General features: G+C 45.4%; 22 protein-coding genes and 1 riboswitch. Of the genes, 3 read left to right on the forward strand and 19 right to left on the reverse strand.

Annotation, left to right across the window (positions count from 1 at the left end):
• Positions 1 to 92: 92 nt before the first annotated feature.
• The 7 genes from ispE to PSHG_RS24925 all read right to left on the reverse strand — a co-directional run bounded on the left by ispE (position 93) and on the right by PSHG_RS24925 (position 5,610).
• The gene (ispE, locus tag PSHG_RS24895) at positions 93 to 947 is read right to left on the reverse strand and encodes a 4-(cytidine 5'-diphospho)-2-C-methyl-D-erythritol kinase (protein WP_010279406.1); all 855 of its coding nucleotides are present in this window, start codon (positions 945 to 947) and stop codon (positions 93 to 95) included.
• Between the two features lie 101 nt (positions 948 to 1,048).
• Positions 1,049 to 1,237 carry a small, acid-soluble spore protein, alpha/beta type gene (locus PSHG_RS24900; protein WP_010279410.1) on the reverse strand — a complete coding sequence of 63 codons (189 nt, stop codon included), beginning with the start codon at positions 1,235 to 1,237 and terminating at the stop codon, positions 1,049 to 1,051.
• 204 nt (positions 1,238 to 1,441) lie between these two features.
• Positions 1,442 to 1,717: a biofilm formation stimulator Veg gene (gene veg, locus PSHG_RS24905; RefSeq protein WP_010279413.1), complete on the reverse strand. Its 276-nt coding sequence runs from the start codon at positions 1,715 to 1,717 to the stop codon at positions 1,442 to 1,444.
• A 213-nt stretch (positions 1,718 to 1,930) separates the two neighbouring features.
• Entirely contained in the window at positions 1,931 to 2,806 is an 876-nt protein-coding gene (gene yabG, locus PSHG_RS24910; protein ID WP_010279416.1) for a sporulation peptidase YabG, read from the reverse strand.
• A 57-nt stretch (positions 2,807 to 2,863) separates the two neighbouring features.
• Positions 2,864 to 3,748, reverse strand: a complete 885-nt coding sequence (rsmA, locus tag PSHG_RS24915) for a 16S rRNA (adenine(1518)-N(6)/adenine(1519)-N(6))-dimethyltransferase RsmA (RefSeq protein ID WP_010279419.1) — start codon at positions 3,746 to 3,748, stop codon at positions 2,864 to 2,866.
• Entirely contained in the window at positions 3,741 to 4,328 is a 588-nt protein-coding gene (gene rnmV, locus PSHG_RS24920) for a ribonuclease M5 (RefSeq protein ID WP_010279421.1), read from the reverse strand. The genes rsmA and rnmV overlap by 8 nt, the downstream gene beginning before the upstream one ends.
• 136 nt (positions 4,329 to 4,464) lie before the next feature.
• Positions 4,465 to 5,610, reverse strand: a complete 1,146-nt coding sequence (locus PSHG_RS24925) for a 3D domain-containing protein (RefSeq protein ID WP_010279423.1) — start codon at positions 5,608 to 5,610, stop codon at positions 4,465 to 4,467.
• A gap of 267 nt (positions 5,611 to 5,877) precedes the next feature.
• Positions 5,878 to 6,049: riboswitch (cyclic di-AMP (ydaO/yuaA leader) on the reverse strand.
• Between the two features lie 284 nt (positions 6,050 to 6,333).
• On the opposite strand from PSHG_RS24925, the gene PSHG_RS24930 reads away from it, so the two are divergent.
• Together PSHG_RS24930 and PSHG_RS24935 are read left to right on the forward strand one after the other, a co-directional pair.
• Entirely contained in the window at positions 6,334 to 7,086 is a 753-nt protein-coding gene (locus PSHG_RS24930; RefSeq protein ID WP_010279425.1) for an ABC transporter ATP-binding protein, read from the forward strand.
• Positions 7,083 to 8,291 carry an ABC transporter permease gene (locus PSHG_RS24935; RefSeq protein WP_010279426.1) on the forward strand — a complete coding sequence of 403 codons (1,209 nt, stop codon included), beginning with the start codon at positions 7,083 to 7,085 and terminating at the stop codon, positions 8,289 to 8,291. Before PSHG_RS24930 ends, PSHG_RS24935 begins: the two co-directional genes overlap by 4 nt.
• 78 nt (positions 8,292 to 8,369) lie before the next feature.
• On the opposite strand, the gene PSHG_RS24940 is transcribed toward PSHG_RS24935, so the two are convergent.
• Both PSHG_RS24940 and PSHG_RS24945 read right to left on the reverse strand, forming a co-directional pair.
• Positions 8,370 to 9,137, reverse strand: a complete 768-nt coding sequence (locus PSHG_RS24940) for a TatD family hydrolase (protein ID WP_010279427.1) — start codon at positions 9,135 to 9,137, stop codon at positions 8,370 to 8,372.
• Between the two features lie 39 nt (positions 9,138 to 9,176).
• The gene (locus PSHG_RS24945) at positions 9,177 to 10,442 is read right to left on the reverse strand and encodes an HD domain-containing protein (protein ID WP_010279428.1); all 1,266 of its coding nucleotides are present in this window, start codon (positions 10,440 to 10,442) and stop codon (positions 9,177 to 9,179) included.
• Positions 10,443 to 10,869: 427 nt separating this feature from the next.
• On the opposite strand from PSHG_RS24945, the gene PSHG_RS24950 reads away from it, so the two are divergent.
• Positions 10,870 to 11,124 (forward strand): AbrB/MazE/SpoVT family DNA-binding domain-containing protein, encoded by a 255-nt coding sequence (locus PSHG_RS24950; RefSeq protein WP_010279429.1) that lies wholly within the window; start codon positions 10,870 to 10,872, stop codon positions 11,122 to 11,124.
• Between the two features lie 196 nt (positions 11,125 to 11,320).
• Here the strand turns inward: PSHG_RS24950 and rsmI are convergent, their stop codons facing one another.
• The 10 genes from rsmI to PSHG_RS25000 form a co-directional block, all read right to left on the reverse strand.
• Positions 11,321 to 12,196, reverse strand: coding sequence for a 16S rRNA (cytidine(1402)-2'-O)-methyltransferase (gene rsmI / locus PSHG_RS24955; protein WP_010279433.1), 876 nt, complete (start codon positions 12,194 to 12,196; stop codon positions 11,321 to 11,323).
• Complete coding sequence (locus PSHG_RS24960) at positions 12,193 to 12,993, reverse strand: tRNA1(Val) (adenine(37)-N6)-methyltransferase (protein WP_010279437.1); 801 nt, start codon at positions 12,991 to 12,993, stop codon at positions 12,193 to 12,195. The genes rsmI and PSHG_RS24960 overlap by 4 nt, the downstream gene beginning before the upstream one ends.
• A 137-nt stretch (positions 12,994 to 13,130) precedes the next feature.
• Positions 13,131 to 13,469 (reverse strand): initiation-control protein YabA, encoded by a 339-nt coding sequence (locus PSHG_RS24965; protein WP_010279439.1) that lies wholly within the window; start codon positions 13,467 to 13,469, stop codon positions 13,131 to 13,133.
• A gap of 26 nt (positions 13,470 to 13,495) precedes the next feature.
• Positions 13,496 to 14,299: a PSP1 domain-containing protein gene (locus PSHG_RS24970; protein ID WP_010279442.1), complete on the reverse strand. Its 804-nt coding sequence runs from the start codon at positions 14,297 to 14,299 to the stop codon at positions 13,496 to 13,498.
• A gap of 7 nt (positions 14,300 to 14,306) precedes the next feature.
• Positions 14,307 to 15,284, reverse strand: a complete 978-nt coding sequence (gene holB / locus PSHG_RS24975; RefSeq protein ID WP_010279444.1) for a DNA polymerase III subunit delta' — start codon at positions 15,282 to 15,284, stop codon at positions 14,307 to 14,309.
• Positions 15,285 to 15,304: 20 nt separating this feature from the next.
• Complete coding sequence (locus PSHG_RS24980) at positions 15,305 to 15,751, reverse strand: YaaR family protein (RefSeq protein ID WP_010279447.1); 447 nt, start codon at positions 15,749 to 15,751, stop codon at positions 15,305 to 15,307.
• Between the two features lie 52 nt (positions 15,752 to 15,803).
• The gene (locus PSHG_RS24985; protein ID WP_010279449.1) at positions 15,804 to 16,133 is read right to left on the reverse strand and encodes a cyclic-di-AMP receptor; all 330 of its coding nucleotides are present in this window, start codon (positions 16,131 to 16,133) and stop codon (positions 15,804 to 15,806) included.
• Positions 16,134 to 16,160: 27 nt separating this feature from the next.
• A complete protein-coding gene (gene tmk, locus PSHG_RS24990; RefSeq protein WP_010279452.1) occupies positions 16,161 to 16,814 on the reverse strand; it encodes a dTMP kinase in 654 nt (217 codons plus the stop codon).
• A gap of 174 nt (positions 16,815 to 16,988) precedes the next feature.
• Complete coding sequence (locus PSHG_RS24995) at positions 16,989 to 18,470, reverse strand: aminotransferase class I/II-fold pyridoxal phosphate-dependent enzyme (protein WP_010279455.1); 1,482 nt, start codon at positions 18,468 to 18,470, stop codon at positions 16,989 to 16,991.
• Between the two features lie 119 nt (positions 18,471 to 18,589).
• A complete protein-coding gene (locus PSHG_RS25000) occupies positions 18,590 to 18,772 on the reverse strand; it encodes a sigma factor G inhibitor Gin (RefSeq protein ID WP_010279459.1) in 183 nt (60 codons plus the stop codon).
• Positions 18,773 to 19,320 lie beyond the last annotated feature (548 nt).

The following is a 19,320-nucleotide window of genomic DNA, read 5'->3' on the forward strand; positions in this document are numbered from 1 at the left end:
GCTTATAACCGACTCATAAATCCGAATATTAATAATCAATATAACACTTATATACGGTTTTATACAAGATATCTGTTGGAGGGTATTTATCTTTAAGTAAGCAGTCTTACAGCATACACCTCATTACAGAATCCCCGGAGCCCATTATAAATCTTTAGCGCTTTGGCCTGCTTGGCTACCAAACCAAATACAGTCGGACCGCTTCCGGACATCAGCACTCCGTCCGCCCCCAGTTTTTGCATACACTGTTTAAGCCGTAATACTTCCGGGTATACCTGCAGGGTGACATCCTCCAGAACGTTGCCGAGAGAGCTGCAGATGCCTGCGAAATCCCCTTCCCGCAAAGCTCTGATCATATCCGGTATGGACGGATGGCGGTCAATCTGATCAGCCCGGAGACGTCCATATATATCGGCAGTGGATACGTTAATGGGCGGCTTGGCCAAGATGACCCATCCTTGCGGAGGCGAAGGCAAAGGCTGCAGCTTTTCACCTCTGCCGGTGGCCAGAGCGGTTCCACCCCGGACACAAAAAGGCACATCCGAGCCCAGCTTTTCACCGAGCTCCATAAGCTCACGAACGGTTAATCCCAGGCCCCACAAGCGGTTTAAGCCTCTTAAAGTGGCGGCAGCATCACTGCTGCCGCCAGCTAAGCCTGCAGCTACCGGAATCTTTTTGTCGAGATGTATGTAAACGCCTTTACGGACATCGTATTTTTCTTTAATCAGCCGGGCAGCTTGAAAAGCCAGGTTCTTTTCATCTACAGGAATATACCCTACTTGACTCGAGATGATGATCGTATCCCGGGGGAGCTCCCGCATTTCCAGACGGTCTGCCAAATCAACCATAGTCATGATCATTTCTACCTCATGATAGCCATCCTGTCGTTTATGTAAAACATCCAGGGACAAGTTAATTTTCGCAGGGGCTTTCTCAAATACCTTCACAACCTCACCTCTTTGGCCTTTCATTACAACGCTTATCACATTATAACAAATGGCTGTGAATAAAAAAAAGCTGGTCTGTCACCAGCTCAGCTTTATATCGGTTATGGCCGGTTTTGGTTGGCTTTGGCTGCCTGCTCTGCCATCTGAATGGCCCGTTTAACCATATTTCCGGCGTCTTTCGTTGTAATGCCGCCCCATCCCTCTTCTTTAACCGTATTGTAAAAGCCGAGATCCCTTGCCAGCTCATATTTAAACTCTTCTGACATGATACTGCGTCTTCTTCTGCCCATGATTTGTACCTCCTTTAGCGGATTTACGACTAGTATGCGTGAACTCCGCTAAATCAATCCTCTTCAAATTCAGGAAACTGCAGATTGAATTGCATGGCACAGCTTAGTAAACGTTTGTGAATACCACACATTGTGAAAAGAAGAGCGGGGCCAATTAACAGTAAAAAACCAACAGAAGTTGGCTCTGTTGGTTTTTACTATCCATTATTGTTGTACGTAGGATATCCGAACTTGTCCCGCATCTTCACAGACCGTCACTTCAACGGACTCGGTTAGAATATCTGCGTAGCTGTATGAAACACGTTTAAAAGCATGTTGTTCTTGGTCAAGCTTTACAATAAATACAGAAGGGTAGGTTTCTTCTAATACACCCGAACGTTCAATCGTCTTTCGACGACCCCCGTTAGCACGTAACATGATCTTCTGCCCCACATGAGGCTCCAAACTGCGTCGGATCTCCAATAGCGCATTTTTTGCCATTGTAAGCTACCACCTCTTTCCTTTATCCATTATAACCTAATTAATCAGGCTTGTCAAATAAAGCGATATATTATATCAGCACTATAATTGTGTTGTCAATATCTATTTGCCATGCCTTGCTTGCGCTCATTTACTATTTCTCACCTTATCTTTACCTCATTGTTCGGTTTTTATTAAATCCTATGTTTCCCTGGCAATGAGAAAAGCGCCCCGTTAAAAGGCGCCTGGATTCGCATAATGATTCAGTTTTGGAACTCCCATCCGGTAGCTTCCCCTGCTCTCAATGCCTCCCATGCCTTCCAAGCCGCTTTGCGTAGGATGAATGGCATCAGCCACATGGACGGTATCGCGAATTGGAGTATAGGAAACCTTGGCAGCCACAATTAGTGGGTCTAGAGCATGAATCAAAACCCTGGAAGGGGAACTGGCAAAATTAGCTCCCGCCTGCAGTAATGCCTCAAAATGAGACTGACAGGCACCCGCAATAATGATTAGGGAATCACGGTTCTTCTCATACTGCCTCGCCACCCTTACTGCGTTGACGAAGTTATGGGAGTTCTTGTAGTTATTAATATCCATCAGATTATGGTTAGGCCGGTTTTTGATTAAACCGTCATGTCCCGTTATGACAACAATATCCGGATGAATTTCCGGCAAAAGCTGATATAACGCATCAGCCATATTTGTTTCATGCATATGGAAGCCCTTGGCAGGGACCTTTAACTGATTATACAATTCCATACTTTTCTTTAAATATCTTGGATCTCCATCGAGATGCAGTACTTTGCCCGGAAGCTCAAAATATGATTGAAGCCGGGTTTGTTTACTTTTCCCCTGTGTTCTCCCTGTACGTTTCCATGCAGAAGGTTCTTTTAAGCTGCGTACAGACTCATTGGTCTGCTCTTCAAACATTTCTTCATGTTTATAAAACCGGGTAGAAGTGACTCTTTCCAAATCATGGTGTGGAGAATCCGCCAGCAGACGAAAATTGACTCCCCGCAGCCACGCATTATCCTTAGTCATTGCTTCAATCTTAAAAATGACATCGCCGCCATATGACTTCCTCATAACCAGATCACCTTGCTTCAAGCCAAAAGCACCTCCCCCGACTATCCTATGGTCGAATTAGGCATTTGGTGTATAAGTTTAGAGGCGTTTATGCAAGGTGTTGCTCAAAAGCGCGTATTCCTCCAAAGAAAGAGTTTCTCCGCGTCTGGTCGGGTCGATGCTCAAGCTATGCAAAATAGACTCCAAAAGCTCGCGCTGCCCTTTTTGAAAAAAGCTGCCCAGCAAATTGTTCGCAATCGTTTTGCGGCGTTGGCCGAACGAAGCCTGCACCACTTTAAAGAAGAAAGCTTCATCGTCCACATCAACAGGCGGCTTCTCCCGCACCTTCAGCTTAATGACAGCTGAATCTACATTGGGCTGGGGAACGAAGGCTTGACGGGGTACGATTAGCTCTACGGAAGGCTCACAGTAATACTGAACGGCAATGGACAAGCTGCCGTATTCCTTGCCGCCGGGAGAGGCCGTCATGCGTTCGGCTACTTCCTTCTGAATCATGACCACAATTTGTTTTAAAGGCAATTTCTCTTCCAAGAGCTTCATGACTATAGGAGTGGTTACGTAGTACGGCAGATTGGCCACCACACTGACAGGCTGGTCTTTGGCAAAATGCTGGTCAAAAATCTCCTTGAGAGATAGCTTCAACACATCTCCGTGAATGACCGTCACCTTGGGGTAAACGCTCAAGGTATCTCTAAGAATAGGCAGCAAGCGCTGATCAATTTCGACAGCCACAACCCGGCCAGCTTCACGTGCCAGCTTTTCTGTCAATGCGCCGATGCCCGGGCCGATCTCCAATACCCCTTCGTCTTCACGCAGATTGGCCGCATCCACAATCCTCGCCAATATATTTTGGTCGACAAGAAAGTTTTGTCCCAGGCTTTTTTTAAAGGTAAAGCCATACTTAGAAATAATTTCTTTAGTACGCGTGGGGCTTGAAATATCTTTTAGTGATTGATTATTCATATCGTCCCTCATTATCGTTTTGAACGGTCTTATGAGCCGCTGCCGCTGCACTTACGGCCGCTGCAAACTCTTCACGCCCGATCTGAAACATCTGACAGCGTTTAAAAAATTGCTTCCCATTAGCATACCCTATTCCAAGCAGTTTGCCTACAGCGGCTCTCCGGCCGGCTGCCGAAGAGGTGCCAATCAAGCCAGCTGCCAGCAAATCACTCCATTCCACTCCCGCCGCAAAATCATCCTCCTGAAAAACCGGCTTCACACAGGACAGCGCCTCTCTTATCGCCTCAGGAGAAGCATGTTCAATGCCGATTTTCCCTTCTTTGTTCCGGGCCATATCCCTCTCCAGAAAAGCGTGCTTGCACCCGGGAATACGCTCCGTAATCAATCTCCGCAATCTTTCCCCGGCATGATCCGGATCCGTAAAGATAATAACGCCCCGGCGCTCATAGGCCAGCTCAATTTGCTCGTAAATCTCCTCGTTGATGGCCGAGCCCCCGGTTTCAATCGTTTCTGCGTTTACTGCATGTTTAACGGCCGCCGTGTCTGATTTCCCCTCGACGACAATTATTTCTTTTATCATAAATTCCTCCATCGCTTCCTGAACGTGGTTCCTTAAAAGGACATTGATACCCAAGCAAAGAAAAAGAAGAGGATTTCGTTCCTCTTCTTGACTAACTTCTTCTATTTATACCATTAAACCGTTCATCACGCCATCCCTAATCCACGGACGGCTTATTAGGTCCGATTACGTACACAGTGTACCCTCTTTTTACGCCAAACTTACTCGCATAGGAATGGCTATCGAAATAAACATCTATTTTATTCCCTTTAATGGCGCCACCGGTGTCTTCGGCACGGCGATAGCCGATCCCATCTATATACACCCACCAGCCCATCGGGATCACATCTTTGTCAACAGCTATTGTTCTGCCTTCAGTCACCGTAGTGCCAGAGGCTGTAATTCCGTATCCGGGATCTCCAGGGTTTTTCCCTGTAGAAGCCGCATCTGCCGAATATGCAGTCAATGTTACGTTATTTAGCACTTTTTGATAATTAATTGGCGCCCCATCTTTCGTTACTGTTCCAGACGGACCTTCTGCTTTGGCTGACAGTACAGCTACTGTCGGATTTTTCGAACCAATGGCTATGATTTTATTAACACTTTCTTCTGTGACGGTTTCGTTGATAATATTTTCAGCGACCAGCTTGCCGTCTTCATACACTTTTTCCGTCTGAACAAGCTTGCTTCCTTCCTTGCCTTCCTGCACTATCTTCTCTTTGCCTTTTAACAGATCCTTATCTTCCTGGGTTAACGTTTGGAACTCTACAGGAACCTGTTTCTCTTCAATCTCCTTCACCACTCTGACGATCTGGATCGGAGAGTCGGAATCCAACAATGTATTTGCCTCCGGTATGAGCTTATCATGCTCTCCGAGATCAATATTTAAGTCTTCCAAAGCACCGCCTACGGTAGTTCCGGTCGTATGCATCGTAACTATCCTACCATCGGCAATCACTTGTACCGGCGAGGTATGGTCAATTATAAAACGGTCTCCACTGCTAAGCTTCCTATCCAGTTCGGCTGATATTCGGTCTTTGGAACGTACTTGTATGCCTTGTTCTTCAAGCAGGTCACCTAAAACCCAGTGCCGGGTCTGTACGATCATTTCTTTACCGTCGACAACTAGCGATATCTTTTTGGTAGCTGTGCCATACAGCAAGACTATAAACAATAAGGCCAATGCCATTGAAGCTAGTAGAGTCAAACTGACCAAACGCAGGTTCTCATGCTTCCATCGCAATGCGAGGGACGTGCTGGATGATCGCTTTACATGGGTGTTCTCAACCTGGATTTCGCCCACTTCTTCGGTCCTCCTTCAAAGCCGCGCCGTCGTGTATTGCAGGTTAGCATTAAAGCTGACGTGACTAAGTAAGTAAATGGATTTTTGCTCAATAGCCGAAATCTGCTGTACAAGCCCTATTTGCGTAGAACTGTACTTGCTTCACCCCCTTAAGAGCAAAATGTATGAATGTAATCGGGCGGATATCCCACTTTTTTTATGTGTATAACCAAACGGATAATGTGCAATGGTATGACTACCCATTATGATTCGTTGCTATAAAGCCCGACAATCTCTCTTCACGCTTGCGAGGTTAGCTGACGGATTCGGGCAAGAGAGCCGCCCTAACTTCCCTGATGTGAAGTATTCACCCCAAGATTCATCTGCACAGTGTATGTGGTACAATGACAGATGTATGGTTCCCCCGTTCTCCGGCAGGAGAGTTCAGCGCATTTTTTGAAATTTCGGCAATTGGTTTAATGCTTTCATGAAAGATATAATACGCTGAAGCCAAGAACCTGTAAAGGTCTAACGGCCTACCCAAAAACGCTGTTTTCATTCATAATCAAGATTATTTTCGATTTTTAACAATGAAAAAAGGGTATTTCTCGTTTTTATTGACTATATCATTATTTTTCTCCCGTTTTCTTTTGAATTTAGAAAATACTCACTTTTCAATCCGAAAATTTTTTACATAATTAGGTAATTTTTAACCTAAAATCTGGTAAAATTAAAGGTGATGGAATGTCCAAATATTTGTCTGTTGAAAACGTTTTCGGAGGGTATTTTTCACACAAGCCAATCTTAAAAAATATTTCCTTTTCTGTGAATGAAGGGGAAATGGTTGGACTGATCGGACTTAACGGCGCCGGAAAAAGCACCACCATCAAGCATATTTTAGGGTTAATGAAGCCGCAGCAGGGCACTATACAGATTGCTGGCCGCACTCTTGAGCATGCCCCCCTGGACTACCGCGCTTCGTTCGCCTATGTGCCGGAAACTCCAGAGTTATATGATGAGCTCACCATTCAAGAACACCTGCATTTAAGCGCTTTTGCATATGGACTGTCTGAGAAAGATTATCTCCAACGTTCCGAAGCCTTGCTGGAGCTATTTCAAATGAAAGACAAGGCAGCTCATTTTCCGCCGCATCTGTCTAAGGGAATGCGACAAAAAGTGATGATTATGAGCGCTTTTCTTGTCGAACCAGCGTTGTACATTATTGACGAGCCCTTTTTAGGCCTCGACCCGTTAGGGATCCGTTCATTGCTTGAGCTTATGGTTCGATTCAAAAAACAGGGAGCTTCCTTTCTCATATGTTCTCATATCCTATCTACATTAGAGCGCTACTGCGACAAATTTATCGTTCTGCATCATGGAGAGATTCTGTTTCAAGGGACATTGTCTGATATGAGACAGGCAGCTGGTTCCCCAGAAGCTAGCCTGGATGATCTATTCTTTGAATTGCTCCGCGGACAGGGAGTGGAGCGGTCATGAATTTCTCTTCAAGCGACCAATGGTGGATACAAAGAAGAAATCAGTTTTTCAAAGAAACATCGTACTATTGGAAGTATGTTTTTCAAAATTTGAGCAGCGGCTTCCTGTTCTTCCTGATAGTTGCCGGGTTTTACGGATACACACGCTGGGTAGAGAGCTTACCGGAGACTTTTCCTTATTACTGGCTTACAGTCCCTCTGCTTACGTGGGCCGTCGCTCATAGCCCTATCCGCACGTTCCTAAGGGAAGCAGACAAAGTATTTCTTCTGCCCGTGGAACAACAGATGGGAGCCTATTTCACAAAAGCGATCCTGTACAGCCTTATCCGTCAATCTATCGTGGTCCTCCTGATTTTTTTCTTGCTTTGGCCGTTATATGCACATTTGGAGCCGGAGCGGGCGCCAGTTTGGGTCTATCTGATTTTTTTAGTTCTTGGCAAATGGGCCAATCTGATGGGATCCTGGCAGGAGAGTCAAACTCATTACGACAGTCCGCGACATTGGGCACTGGTTCTAAGGATATTAGCCAATGCGTTTATACTTTTTCTGATGTATACCAATGATCTATGGATCGCCTGCCTGTCCGCACTCTTAGCCGTTGCTGTCGCCTGGTTCGGCTATTCCCGAATACCGCGCCATTACATTCATTGGGATTATTTGGTTCAACAGGAAAAACAGCACCGGCAGAAGCATTACTTGTTTTTCAGCTGGTTTATTGAGGTGGACAAGCTGCCTACACGGGTCAAACCGCGAAGATGGGCGGCCGGAATCCCTTCCCGGCTCTCACTAAAGCCTGCGAACACCTATTTGTATCTTTTCAGTAAAACCTACCTTCGGTCAGAGACAGCCAGCATCAGCTTAAGGCTCCTGTTGGTCTCGATTTTCTTGATGATTGTAGTATCAGACGATTGGGTTAAAGCATTATGCTATCTCGTTCCTTTGTGGCTGGGCGGCGTCCAATTGTCTTCCTTGCAGCAGATTCATCGTTACCGGTTTTGGCTGCAGATCTACCCGCTTGATGGCGCTGAAAAAAACCGGGCTGTCCGTCAGCTGACGCTTGCGGTATTGCTCTTGCACGCACTGCTTAACGGAGCCCTGCTGCTGTGGCTTTCCGCTTCCTGGCTTTATCCGCTAGCTTCCATCGGATTTGCTCTACTTCTTATTGTGCTATATGTCCACGTTTATCTGACAAAAAAACTGAAGTGACGACAGCGTCACTCCAGTTTTTTATTTTTCGGCTTTCGCCACGGATGAAATTTCGTTTTTTTGAAGCGCAAGGCGCAGCTATTGCAGCTTTAAAAGCCGGATAGCGTTTTCTGTCGTAATGCGGGCGATTTCTTCGAAAGTATGCCCTGTCAGTTCTCCCGCAGCTTCTGCAACCAAACGAACATAAGCCGTTTCATTCCGCTTTCCGCGGTAGGGGTGCGGCGTGAGGTAAGGAGCATCCGTTTCGATGAGCAGACGGTCCAACGGCACTTTTTGCAGCACTTCCTTAGGCTGCTTGGCATTTTTGAACGTAATCGGGCCGCCAAAGGAGATATAAAAATTCATATCCAGACACAGCTTCGCAATTTCCCAGCTCCCGGAATAGCAATGCATGATGCCGCCAACCTCTGCAGCCTTTTCCTCTTTCAAAATTTGCACGATATCCTGATGCGCATCACGATTATGTATGATGACAGGCAGTCCCACCTTGCGGGCGAGCCGAATTTGCTCACGGAACACCTGCTGCTGCGTCTCCTTAAATGACTTGTCCCAATAGTAATCCAAGCCAATTTCACCAATGGCTACAACTTTTTCATGCTGACATAGCGACTCAATCCACTGCAAATCCTCATCCCGCATGCTCTTCGCGTCCTGTGGATGCCAGCCTACAGTAGAATAAACAAAATCATATTTCTCAGCCAGTGCGATAGAGCTTGGAATCGTCTCCCGGTTAAAACCGACATTGACAATTCTTGTCACACCTTGCTCCCAAGCCCTCTGAATCGCTTCATCCCGGTCTTCATCAAAGGCCTCGGCATTCATATGAGTATGTGTGTCCGTTAACATGATGATCTCCCTTCCAACCTGTTCTAATCTATCGAATGGTTACGGAAACAACAACGATCTGACTTCGCCCGGCAAGCTTGGCTCTTGCGCTAATTCTGCAGGGTAATATAGCTGTGGCTTTCCTTTTCGGATGCCGCTAATGGAACGAACGATTTCAGAAATCGTCGAGATTTCATTAAGCTGCTTTTGATCATCGAGCAGCAAAATCGGCAGCTTTTCATCCATTTCTCCCGGCCGGTAAATATCATAAGGCATGTCCAGCGGGAAATCAATCTCGAGGTAAGCCTCGGCATCCCAGCCATTCTGATTCATCCAATTCTTTAGATTGGTTAAACGGGGGTCCGCGTCAGATTCCACAGCCGTATATCTGAACAACTTGCGATGGAGAAACCGGCTGCACAGGTCGGCCAAAATCCGATCCGATTCGCTGCTCCACTGCATAAATACCGTTTGCATAAGCGATTCATCCAGTTGAAAGTAATCCTCTGTTGTCATATTCGCAATGAAAAGCTTCTCCAGGGGCGGAAGCAAGAACCCGAAGGAATAGCCTTGCTGATACAAAGCTTTTGCCCGTTGAAATATTTTGTCCAGCAATATTTCCCCGCTGCGCGTCACCGGATGAAAATAGACCTGCCAATACATCTGATAACGCGACATTAAATAATCCTCGACGGCATGCATGCCGCTTTCTTTAATTACGAGGTGACCCTGATGAGGCCGGATCATTCTTAATATTCTTTCCAAATCAAACGTTCCGTAATTGACGCCGGTGAAATAAGCATCCCGCAATAGATAATCCATACGATCGGCGTCTAGCTGACTGGAGATCAAGCTAACAACAAGCTCATTCGAGTATTTTTTGCAGATGATGTCAGCGACCTTTTGTGGAAAAGTAGGATCTGCATGATATAGTACCCGGTTAACCTCACTGTCCCCCAGCACAATGCGGCAGGTCCAGTCCTCATGGTTCATCCGAAAAGCTTTTTCTATCGAATGGGAAAAAGGCCCATGGCCAATGTCATGCAGCAATGCGGCACACAGACAGAGCAGTCTTTCATCACGGGGCCAATCGGAATAATTATGCCGCTCAAATAATGAAATAATTTTGCGCGTGATTTCATAAACTCCAAGCGAGTGCGAGAAGCGGCTGTGCTCCGCTCCATGGAAAGTCAAATACGAGGTGCCCAGCTGGCGGATGCGGCGAAGACGTTGAAATTCTTTAGTGTTAATCAGGTCCCATATCACCTTATCTTGTACATAAATGTATTTATGTACCGGATCTTTAAATACCTTTTCCTCTTTCATTCGCTCTCCTACCTTCTATTATCATCTCGGCGAAATGCTCACTTAATAGGATTTGCTTAACTACTTATTCGACAAACAATTCTTAAGTTTGTCGAAAATTCTACAAATTCTTTTTCCAGTTCTTCTAATAATTGATTACCTAATTTTCACAGACTGACTAGTTTAATACTTGAATATTATTAAATTATTAATAAAATATAAAAATAGTGATTGCAAATGAATCTTTTAAATAACAGTAATCCAAGTTGTGCCCGCTAAAACCGAATAAACCATCTATTTCCTGTATTCTCCTATGAAACTATTAACTTCCACCGATTGCTTGATTGCGTTATATGAATTTAAGTTGACTATTATGGGAAGAGTTGGTATTATAATTAAGTAAAATAATGTCGAATAATGCCGATTAATATACTAGGGGTGAAAAACTATGATGAAATCTACAGGTATTGTAAGAAAAGTTGACGAGTTGGGACGGGTGGTTATCCCGATAGAGCTTCGCCGCACATTAGGAATCGGTGAGAAGGACGCTCTGGAAATTTACGTCGACGGCGAGCGCATTATGCTGAAGAAATACGAGCCTGCTTGCATCTTTTGTGGCAACGCTGAAGAAGTAACTTACTTCAAAGGAAAAATTGTTTGCCATAATTGCATAACAGAAATGCCTACACCTGTGACAAAATAAAAAAAGTAGTGTATAATAGAACTAATACCATTTGTTAATTCTAACCTTTTTCATATCTCCTCTACATCCCTAAGCCGCTATAACCGGCTTAGGGACTTTTTTTACATATCACCCCCAAATTTCAGGGGCTATGATGTTTTGCTTCGGAGTAGGCAAAAAGCAGAGGTTTATGCCTAACAAAATCGTGTTTCTACTATTATAATAGTGAATTGTATACATCTCTTTTGGACATGCCACGATCTTTTGCTACACATTTCATTGCGGCTTTTTTATCCTCACCCTGCTCCATGTAATGCTCTAAGTGCTCTTCCAGCGAATATTCCTCCCACCAAACGGATTCCAGTTGCTCCAGCTCCTCTTTGCCAGCCTGTTCAATAACTATACAATATTCTCCTAAAGGGGGATTCGTATCAAGCCACTGCATGCACTCGAGCGCGGTTCCTCTAATCACTTCTTCGTAGCGTTTGGTTAATTCCCGCACTAAGGCTATCCGGCGATTCCCCCATTGTTTGTAAATGGCTTCCAACGTCTTTTTAACCCTGTGGGGGGATTCGTAAACAAGCAATGTTGCAGGGACTCCTTGCCACCTTTCCAGCTCCTTCTTCAAGCTCTTTTGATCCCGCGGCAGAAATCCGATAAACACAAAGCGATCCGTTGCTAATCCCGAAACGATAAGAGCGGATAGGGCGGCATTCGCTCCAGGCACCGGAATAACGGGAATTTGCTGCGCAATCGCCGATTGAACCAGATCATATCCGGGGTCGGAGATGGAAGGAAGTCCCGCATCCGAAACAAGCGCTACAGACTGGCCTAATTCAAGCTTTTCTATAAGCTCAGCTCCGCTCGATTTTTTGTTATGCTCATGATAACTGACCACTCGCGAAGAGATGTCAAAATGAGTGAGCAGCTTGCGGGTTTGCCGGGTGTCCTCAGCTGCAATCCAGTCTGCTTCCTTAAGAATCCGAACGGCCCGAAAGGTCATATCCTCCAGGTTTCCAATAGGAGTAGCGACTAAGTACAGGCACCCTTTCCCATCATGGGGCTGAAAGCTTTTTTGTACTTGAAAAGTCATTGTAATCCCCCCGATCCTTTTGGCTGCTGTTTTAGAGCGGACTCGTTCGTTGAATTGCGCTCGCCATAATAAATCTTCATTAATTCATCCACATACCGCCCGTTTGGTTCATAGACAATAAGCGGCGGCAGGATTTTAACCTCCGGCTTTCCATCTTTTACCGCTTCGATCAATACCATATTGCTTTCTTCTCCTGCGCGCGGGTGGACGAAGCGAAGCTTCTTGATTTCCAGCTTATATTTTCGAAAAGCAACTGAAATCTCGATCAATCGCGATGAGCGATGAACCATAGCCACCTTGCCTCCGGAACGTACCAGCCTGCTGCAAGCCGCAGCTACATCATCCAGTGTGCAGTGAATTTCATGGCGAGCGGCTGCAATGTATGGATTGCTGTTACGGTCCCCGGTATCCCCTTTCATATATGGAGGATTGACCGTCACCAAGTCAAATTTTCCATAGCCCAATCGTTCATGCACAGTTCGAATATCATCATGCAAGATGCTAATCTGATCTGTCAGATCATTCAACCGGATATTTCTTTCAGCCATGTCTGCTAATTTTGATTGCAGCTCCACTCCTACTATCTCTGCCTTCGTACGGGTGGTTAACAGTAAAGGGATAACCCCATTTCCTGTGCAAAGGTCTATAATTCTGCCTCGCTGGGGAACGGAGCAAAACCTCGCCAGCAGCACGGCATCCATCGAAAAACTGAAGACTTGATCGCTTTGAATGATCTGCAGGTCATTAGTCAGCAGATCATCGACTCTCTCCCTATCTTTGAGTTCCACGGTTTTCATCTATACTCCCCTTGATTCGGCTAACCCGCTGGTTCTGTTCTTTCTCAAGCAAGCTAATTCTTGGCATTATTTCGAGAACGTAATACGGGCACTTGATTATTCAAAAAAACCGCAGAGACGAATCTCCACGGTTGGATTTACTTATTAAGAAAGGATAAACAAAACAGACAATCTCCTTCATTGCGAAGATGACCATAGTAAACATTGCATATATGAAAGCCCTCATAGTACAATCTGGCGAGGTTATCGTAGCCTTCCCCTATGACAGGCGTTGCATTCCCTTCCATAGCCTCTCTATTTTCTTGCCCGTTCTCTAGCTTAAGCATCTGCCTTAGCTGTTGATTTTCGTTCATCAAACGGAGGTTTTCCTCCGTTAGTTGGATTAGCTGTTTTTTTAATGATTCGAGATCCAAAAGTGAAGATTGCATATGATTTTCCAATTGCTCCATCTTCATAAACAGTTCTTTTTTGTCCACGGTTTCACCCCGATGTTAAAAATCGGCTAGTCCTGCTCAACTACGTCTTCCGAAGGCAGCTCCATCACCTTATTGGTTTCCAGCAGCTGAACTTTAATCATTTTATCATTTGCCTTGATACCTAGCACCTTGCCAGTACCTAGCGAGGTCATGACCATTTTCCCCACTTTGGGCAATTCGTCCTTCACACTTTCATAATTGTCATGTTCATATTTCAAACAGCACATTAAGCGGCCGCACAGCCCTGAAATTTTCGTCGGATTTAAAGACAAATTCTGATCCTTGGCCATCTTGATCGATACCGGCTCAAAGTCCCCGAGAAATGAAGAGCAGCACAGCACCCTTCCACAAGGTCCTATCCCTCCAAGAAGCTTAGCCTCATCTCGCACACCGATTTGCCTCAGCTCAATCCTTGTACGGAAAATGCTTGCCAAGTCCTTGACCAATTCTCTGAAATCGACGCGTCCTTCTGCTGTAAAGTAAAAAATAACCTTATTTCGATCAAATGTGTATTCTACATCAACCAGCTTCATCTTCAGCTTGTGATCTCTAATCTTAAGCTGACAAATTCCAAAGGCATCCTTGGCTGCTGCCTTATTGCCCTCAACTAACTCCGCATCCTTGTGATCAGCTACCCTAATCACCTTCTTGAGCGGCAGCACTACATCTTCCTCCGGCACTTGTCTCTTCCCAATGACGACCGTTCCGTACTCCAAGCCTCTGGCCGTATCAACGATGACGTGATCATTCGTCTCGATGGGAAAATCTACGGGATCGAAGTAAAATATTTTGCCCGCTTTCTTAAAGCGAACACCTATGACCGAATACAATCTCATTCTACCCCCCTCGTAAATCAATCATCCATTTTTCCAAGGTTAATTGACCGTTCGCATTGAATCGAATCCGCTTCTGCATATCTACGGCTTGCTCCATGCAGGCAATCCAAAACGATGAATCACGGCTGTTCGCTTGCCGTTCCATCCAATCCAATTGATCTATAAATAATAAGCGGTCCTTTTGTCCGCACTGAAGACGTACCATATCCTTCAACCATAAAATCCATAAGTCTATAAAAACACCTAAATGCTGGTTCAGATCGGACTTGATCACTTTTTTCTGAAGAGAGATCATTGCCGAAGGCAGATTCGCCAGCGTCTCCTGTGCTAATTGTAGCATGACCTTCCTGGCTTCACCAAACCAATTAGAGGAAACTAGCTCCCGTGCGGCCTCGACCCCTGCAGTTAGATGGACAGCAGGCAGTACCAGCGAACCCGGAAGGCCTTCCTCCTGAAGAATTTCTGCCATCCTGGAGGCATTCATTGGTGTAAAGGACAGCCATTGTGCCCTTGAGATAATGGTTGGCAGCAGGGCATGTCCATTCTCTGTAATCAAAATGGCCATGACATCCGAAGTCGGCTCTTCCAAAAACTTAAGCAGACTGTTGGCCGCTTGAACCGTCATTTTTTCGGCTTCGTTCAACACATAAATTTTGCGGTCATTTGTCGTTGAACGGTAAGCCATCCCTTTTTGAAGCTCACGAATTTGTTCTATCTTAATCGAGGCCCCGTCCGGTTCTATCCAAAGCAGGCCCGGTTGGTTGCCATGCTCCAGCTTGCGGCATTCCAAGCACTGCCCACAGGCCTCATCCTGCCCTCCCGAACAATAAATGGCCTTTACCAAAGCCATGGCTGTCCGCTTACGGCCCGATCCGGCAGGACCGCTAAAAATATATGCATGAGAAAGCTTGCCGGAACGTAATCCGTTTTGCAAAACCCTCTTGACATGTTCTTGTCCGGCGATCGCTTGAAAAGACATTCGGAATTGCCCCGTTTCTATCAATAAAGGAGATTGATCAGCATCCCGCGTATTTCACCTATTTTGTTAAGCAGTTCGATACGGCCGTTCTCCTGTTCCAAAAGCTCGTCAGCCATAGACAGGAGAACGGAATCAATCTCCTCCAAAATTTTATATTTTCGGCCTCTGCCTCGGCGGTCCCATCCCGCGGACTCCCGTAAACGTACCCCTCTGCGGGCGGTTTCCTCCAAGTATTTCTTCACTAACTGCTTATATTGATTCAATTCCCGGATAGTCAAGGATTTGGACAAACGTTCTCCTTGACGATGGATCTGATCCAATATTTTCTGCAGCTCGTTGGATGTCGCCCTTTGATCATGGTGCTGCATGAGCTCCGAGAACGTTTTTTGATGCACATGTGTGCTGCTTGAATTGTCGATTAGCTTTATATCGTTGGAAAAAGGACGCATCCCCGGTATAATTTTCAATGGAAAATAACCCGCCTTTACCGCGCAACCTTGAATTTATCGATACTTAACCTTAATAATGCTCAAAACGTTCAACAGGCAGAACGAACACGGCCGCTCCTCCTACCTGTACTTCAACAGGGAAAGGAATATAAGAATCGGTAGAGCCGCCCATAGGCGACACAGGAGTCACGAGTTGGTCACGAATTTTACAATTTGCTTTAATAACCTGCATGACTTCAGGAATCCTTTCGTCTTCAATCCCGATCATGAAAGTTGTGTTGCCTGCCTTCAAAAACCCTCCGGTACTAGCCAGCTTGGTTGCACGAAAGCCTTCCTTGACCAAAGCGTTAGAAAGTCGGTTGCTATCTTTATCCTGAACAACGGCAATAACCAGCTTCATTCGCAATCCCTCCTTATTTATTATACCCTAACTTCGAAGCCCGGGTGTATAGAGTTTTACAAAATCTTCGGCGATTTCCTCTGCAATAACGTGAGCCGGACGATCGGCCTTAACCAGTTTTACTCGTTCCGGCTCTGAGGCAGCTATATTGAGAAAGCCTTGCCTCACTCGGGAATGATAGTTCTCATCCCTCTGCTCAATTCTATCCAGCCCGGCGCCTGTCGCGCCTCCGTTTCGCGAAAGCAATCTTTCCCGTGATAGTTCGACAGGCAAATCCATGAAATAAGAGCGGCTCGGCTTCAACCCGGAGCTGGCAAATTGGCTAATAAGCGATACCACATCCAAATCAATACCTAGACCGTAAGCCTGATATGCAATACTGGCATCAATATATCGGTCACATAATACGATCCGGTTCTGCTGCAGAGCAGGAATGATTTTCTCATGCACATGCTGTGCTCTGGATGCAGCGTACAGCAGCACTTCGGTTTGATGAATCATCCCCTTATGCTCGGGATCGAGCAGCAGAGCTCTAATTTTATCGCTAATATAAGTGCCTCCAGGCTCGCGGGTGACAAGAGGTTCTAATCCATCATTAGTGAGTTTCTCAGCCAGCAGCTGCAGTTGTGTCGATTTTCCCGAGCCGTCCGGCCCTTCAAACGTAATAAACAAACCCTTCAATACAAGTTCTCTCCTCTTCCGGAATGCACAGTGCTCCTAATCGCGTCTATTTCTGACATTATATAACAAACAAACTTAACGTGTGAAGATTTAAAATCCATCAGCCATACCTAGTATCACTTGGTAATGCTAAGTGCTATTTCGATTCGTTTTACCCTGTTCTTCTCGCTTTTCTTACCCTTTCAACACATGGATAATTCCCTCCGCAAGCTTCTGTTCCCCTTGGAAACGCGCCCCTGTCTTGATCATCACGTTGAGATAGGCGATTAATTCCTCAGTAATCACTTCTCCAGGATAGATCACAGGAATTCCAGGCGGATAGGGAATAATAGATTCAGCCGATCGCCAGCCAACTGCTTCTTGCAGCGTCTTGGCCTGCTTAAGGCTTGGCGCTTGTGACAGCATGGACATATCGAATGAAACCGGTGTGATGATTGGCGGAAAATACGAGGGTCTTACATTATTCGCTGCTGTCTCTGCCTTTTCCTTCTTTCTGAGATCGAATTTACTGGTTATATCCTTTAATGCTTGAAACAAATGATCCGTGTCTGCAGATGAAGTCGCATAGCTGCAAACAAGCAGTGCATAGTCGGGATCAGCCATTTCTGCCAAGCACTCTTTATCTTCAAGCTGCTGCTGCAGCTCATATCCGTTTAGGGTGCCTGTTGCGTCGCGAATGGTTATTTTAAACGGGTCGATATAATCATATGCTTCTGAAGCTTTCTCTTCTTGTACTAGAGAAAACCAGGGCATATCTGTACTTATCTTTTCCTTTATCGCTTTGCTTCTCCTTAGTCCGGCTGCAAACAGCTGCTCGCCGTGATTTTCCAAGCTTGCTCGGCAAAGATCCAAAGAAGCCATAATCGGATAGGAAGGGCTGGAGCTCTGCAGCATAGCCAAAAGAGCAGCCGTTTTCTCCCGGTCTATCCTCTCTCCCTGAATGTGGAGCATGGATCCCATCGTTAGAGCCGATAACATTTTATGAGTGGATTGCACTACCGCATCTGCACCCATTGACAAGGCCGAACCGGGAAGCTCCGGGTGAAAACCAAAGTGGGCACCATGAGCCTCATCTACAATAAGCGGTTTTCCGTATGAGTGAACAAGTTCGGAGATCCCGTTTAAATCGTTCCCCATTCCGTAATAATTAGGATTCGTTAATATAACCGCCCTGGCCTCAGGATATTTTAATAATGCCTGCTCCACTACTTTAAGGCTTACCCCTGCTGCTATCCCTGTCGTTGGATCAATTTGAGGGGGCAAAAATACAGACTGAGCACCAGCTAGCATAAGCCCGTGAAGGATAGATTTATGTACGTTGCGCTGTACTAGAACTAGATCATTACGCTGGCAAACTGACAGTATTAAGGCAAGATTGCCTACTGTGCTCCCGTTAACCAAAAAGAATGTAGCTTCCGCTCCAAAGCATGCTGCGGCCAGCTGCTGCGCCTCTTGGATCACCCCTTGTGGATGATGCAAGTCATCTAAACCGGTAACTTCTGTATAATCAATTTCCATCACATCTTCGAAAATGCCCTTAACTTCCGAAACTAATCCCCGGCCCCCTTTATGACCCGGAACGTGAAACCGGGAGGCTCTTTGAAAATAAGCTTGCTGCAGCCTTTCATATAACGGCGCTCTCCCATTGTTATCCATTACTGTCCGCCTCCAAACGTAGAAAAAGAAGAATAAGTGCTTGTTAGCCTCATCCTTCTTTACTATAAGAAAAAAACGGAAAACGAAAAGATCTCTTCACGGGAGTATTCTTGATTTCTTCAAGCATTTTTGTACCAAATCCGTTTCAATTGATGGATAAAAAAAGGATATTTTTCATCTTTAACATCGGTATGAACCATTTCTTTCTCACATGCCTCGCATATAAATTCAGATACGATTTGGATTCCGTTATCCTTCTGCTGTTCGCAAATGATGCAGGTCGTTACATTATTGGTGTCCATCCTTCACCCACCCCATTTCTTTTTTCTATCAGTATACCCGATTTTAATCCTATTAAACTAAATCTTATTGCTTTACTCTATTTTCCTTGTTTCAAAGGTAAGATCCGTAGTGCGTGAAATTCCTTTTTAGACCGGAGTTTAGATGAGACAAATTCTATGAAAGCTATACCTGCAAAAGGGCTTTCCCTCATCATATGTCAACTATCGGTCATTGGTGTTTGTACTTGTAACAATAATTTGCAATAATTTCACAACATTCTGCTCATGCACATATCAGATACTCTCCCCGGGAGATTGACGCTTAAAGACGAGCATAACAAAAAAGGGCTGTCCGAAAAGCGGCCATTCAGCCCGATAGCTAGAATAAGCAACCCCCAAGCAGCAGCCCCGAGGCCACTGGCCCCGAAGCGAATTGTATGCGAAATTGTGTGCGAAAGTCGAAAGTGTAGGCGAAAGTGTTGCGAAATTGTATGTGAAAGTGTGCGAAATTGTTGGGAAAACAGTCATGCCATTGAATTCTCAGACACAACTCTGGTATGATAATAGCC

Source organism: Paenibacillus senegalensis JC66 (assembly GCF_000285515.1).
Taxonomy (GTDB): Bacteria; Bacillota; Bacilli; order Paenibacillales; family NBRC-103111; genus Paenibacillus_L; species Paenibacillus_L senegalensis.

Coding starts and splice junctions, on each gene's coding strand:
- PSHG_RS24900 (WP_010279410.1), bottom strand. CDS start 1,237: ATGGGCAGAAGAAGACGCAGTATCATGTCAGAAGAGTTTAAATATGAG.
- veg (WP_010279413.1), bottom strand. CDS start 1,717: ATGGCAAAAAATGCGCTATTGGAGATCCGACGCAGTTTGGAGCCTCAT.
- rsmA (WP_010279419.1), bottom strand. CDS start 3,748: ATGAATAATCAATCACTAAAAGATATTTCAAGCCCCACGCGTACTAAA.
- rnmV (WP_010279421.1), bottom strand. CDS start 4,328: ATGATAAAAGAAATAATTGTCGTCGAGGGGAAATCAGACACGGCGGCC.
- PSHG_RS24930 (WP_010279425.1), top strand. CDS start 6,334: ATGTCCAAATATTTGTCTGTTGAAAACGTTTTCGGAGGGTATTTTTCA.
- PSHG_RS24935 (WP_010279426.1), top strand. CDS start 7,083: ATGAATTTCTCTTCAAGCGACCAATGGTGGATACAAAGAAGAAATCAG.
- PSHG_RS24940 (WP_010279427.1), bottom strand. CDS start 9,137: ATGTTAACGGACACACATACTCATATGAATGCCGAGGCCTTTGATGAA.
- PSHG_RS24945 (WP_010279428.1), bottom strand. CDS start 10,442: ATGAAAGAGGAAAAGGTATTTAAAGATCCGGTACATAAATACATTTAT.
- PSHG_RS24950 (WP_010279429.1), top strand. CDS start 10,870: ATGATGAAATCTACAGGTATTGTAAGAAAAGTTGACGAGTTGGGACGG.
- rsmI (WP_010279433.1), bottom strand. CDS start 12,196: ATGACTTTTCAAGTACAAAAAAGCTTTCAGCCCCATGATGGGAAAGGG.
- PSHG_RS24960 (WP_010279437.1), bottom strand. CDS start 12,993: ATGAAAACCGTGGAACTCAAAGATAGGGAGAGAGTCGATGATCTGCTG.
- holB (WP_010279444.1), bottom strand. CDS start 15,284: ATGTCTTTTCAAGCGATCGCCGGACAAGAACATGTCAAGAGGGTTTTG.
- PSHG_RS24985 (WP_010279449.1), bottom strand. CDS start 16,133: ATGAAGCTGGTTATTGCCGTTGTTCAGGATAAAGATAGCAACCGACTT.
- PSHG_RS24995 (WP_010279455.1), bottom strand. CDS start 18,470: ATGGATAACAATGGGAGAGCGCCGTTATATGAAAGGCTGCAGCAAGCT.
- PSHG_RS25000 (WP_010279459.1), bottom strand. CDS start 18,772: ATGGACACCAATAATGTAACGACCTGCATCATTTGCGAACAGCAGAAG.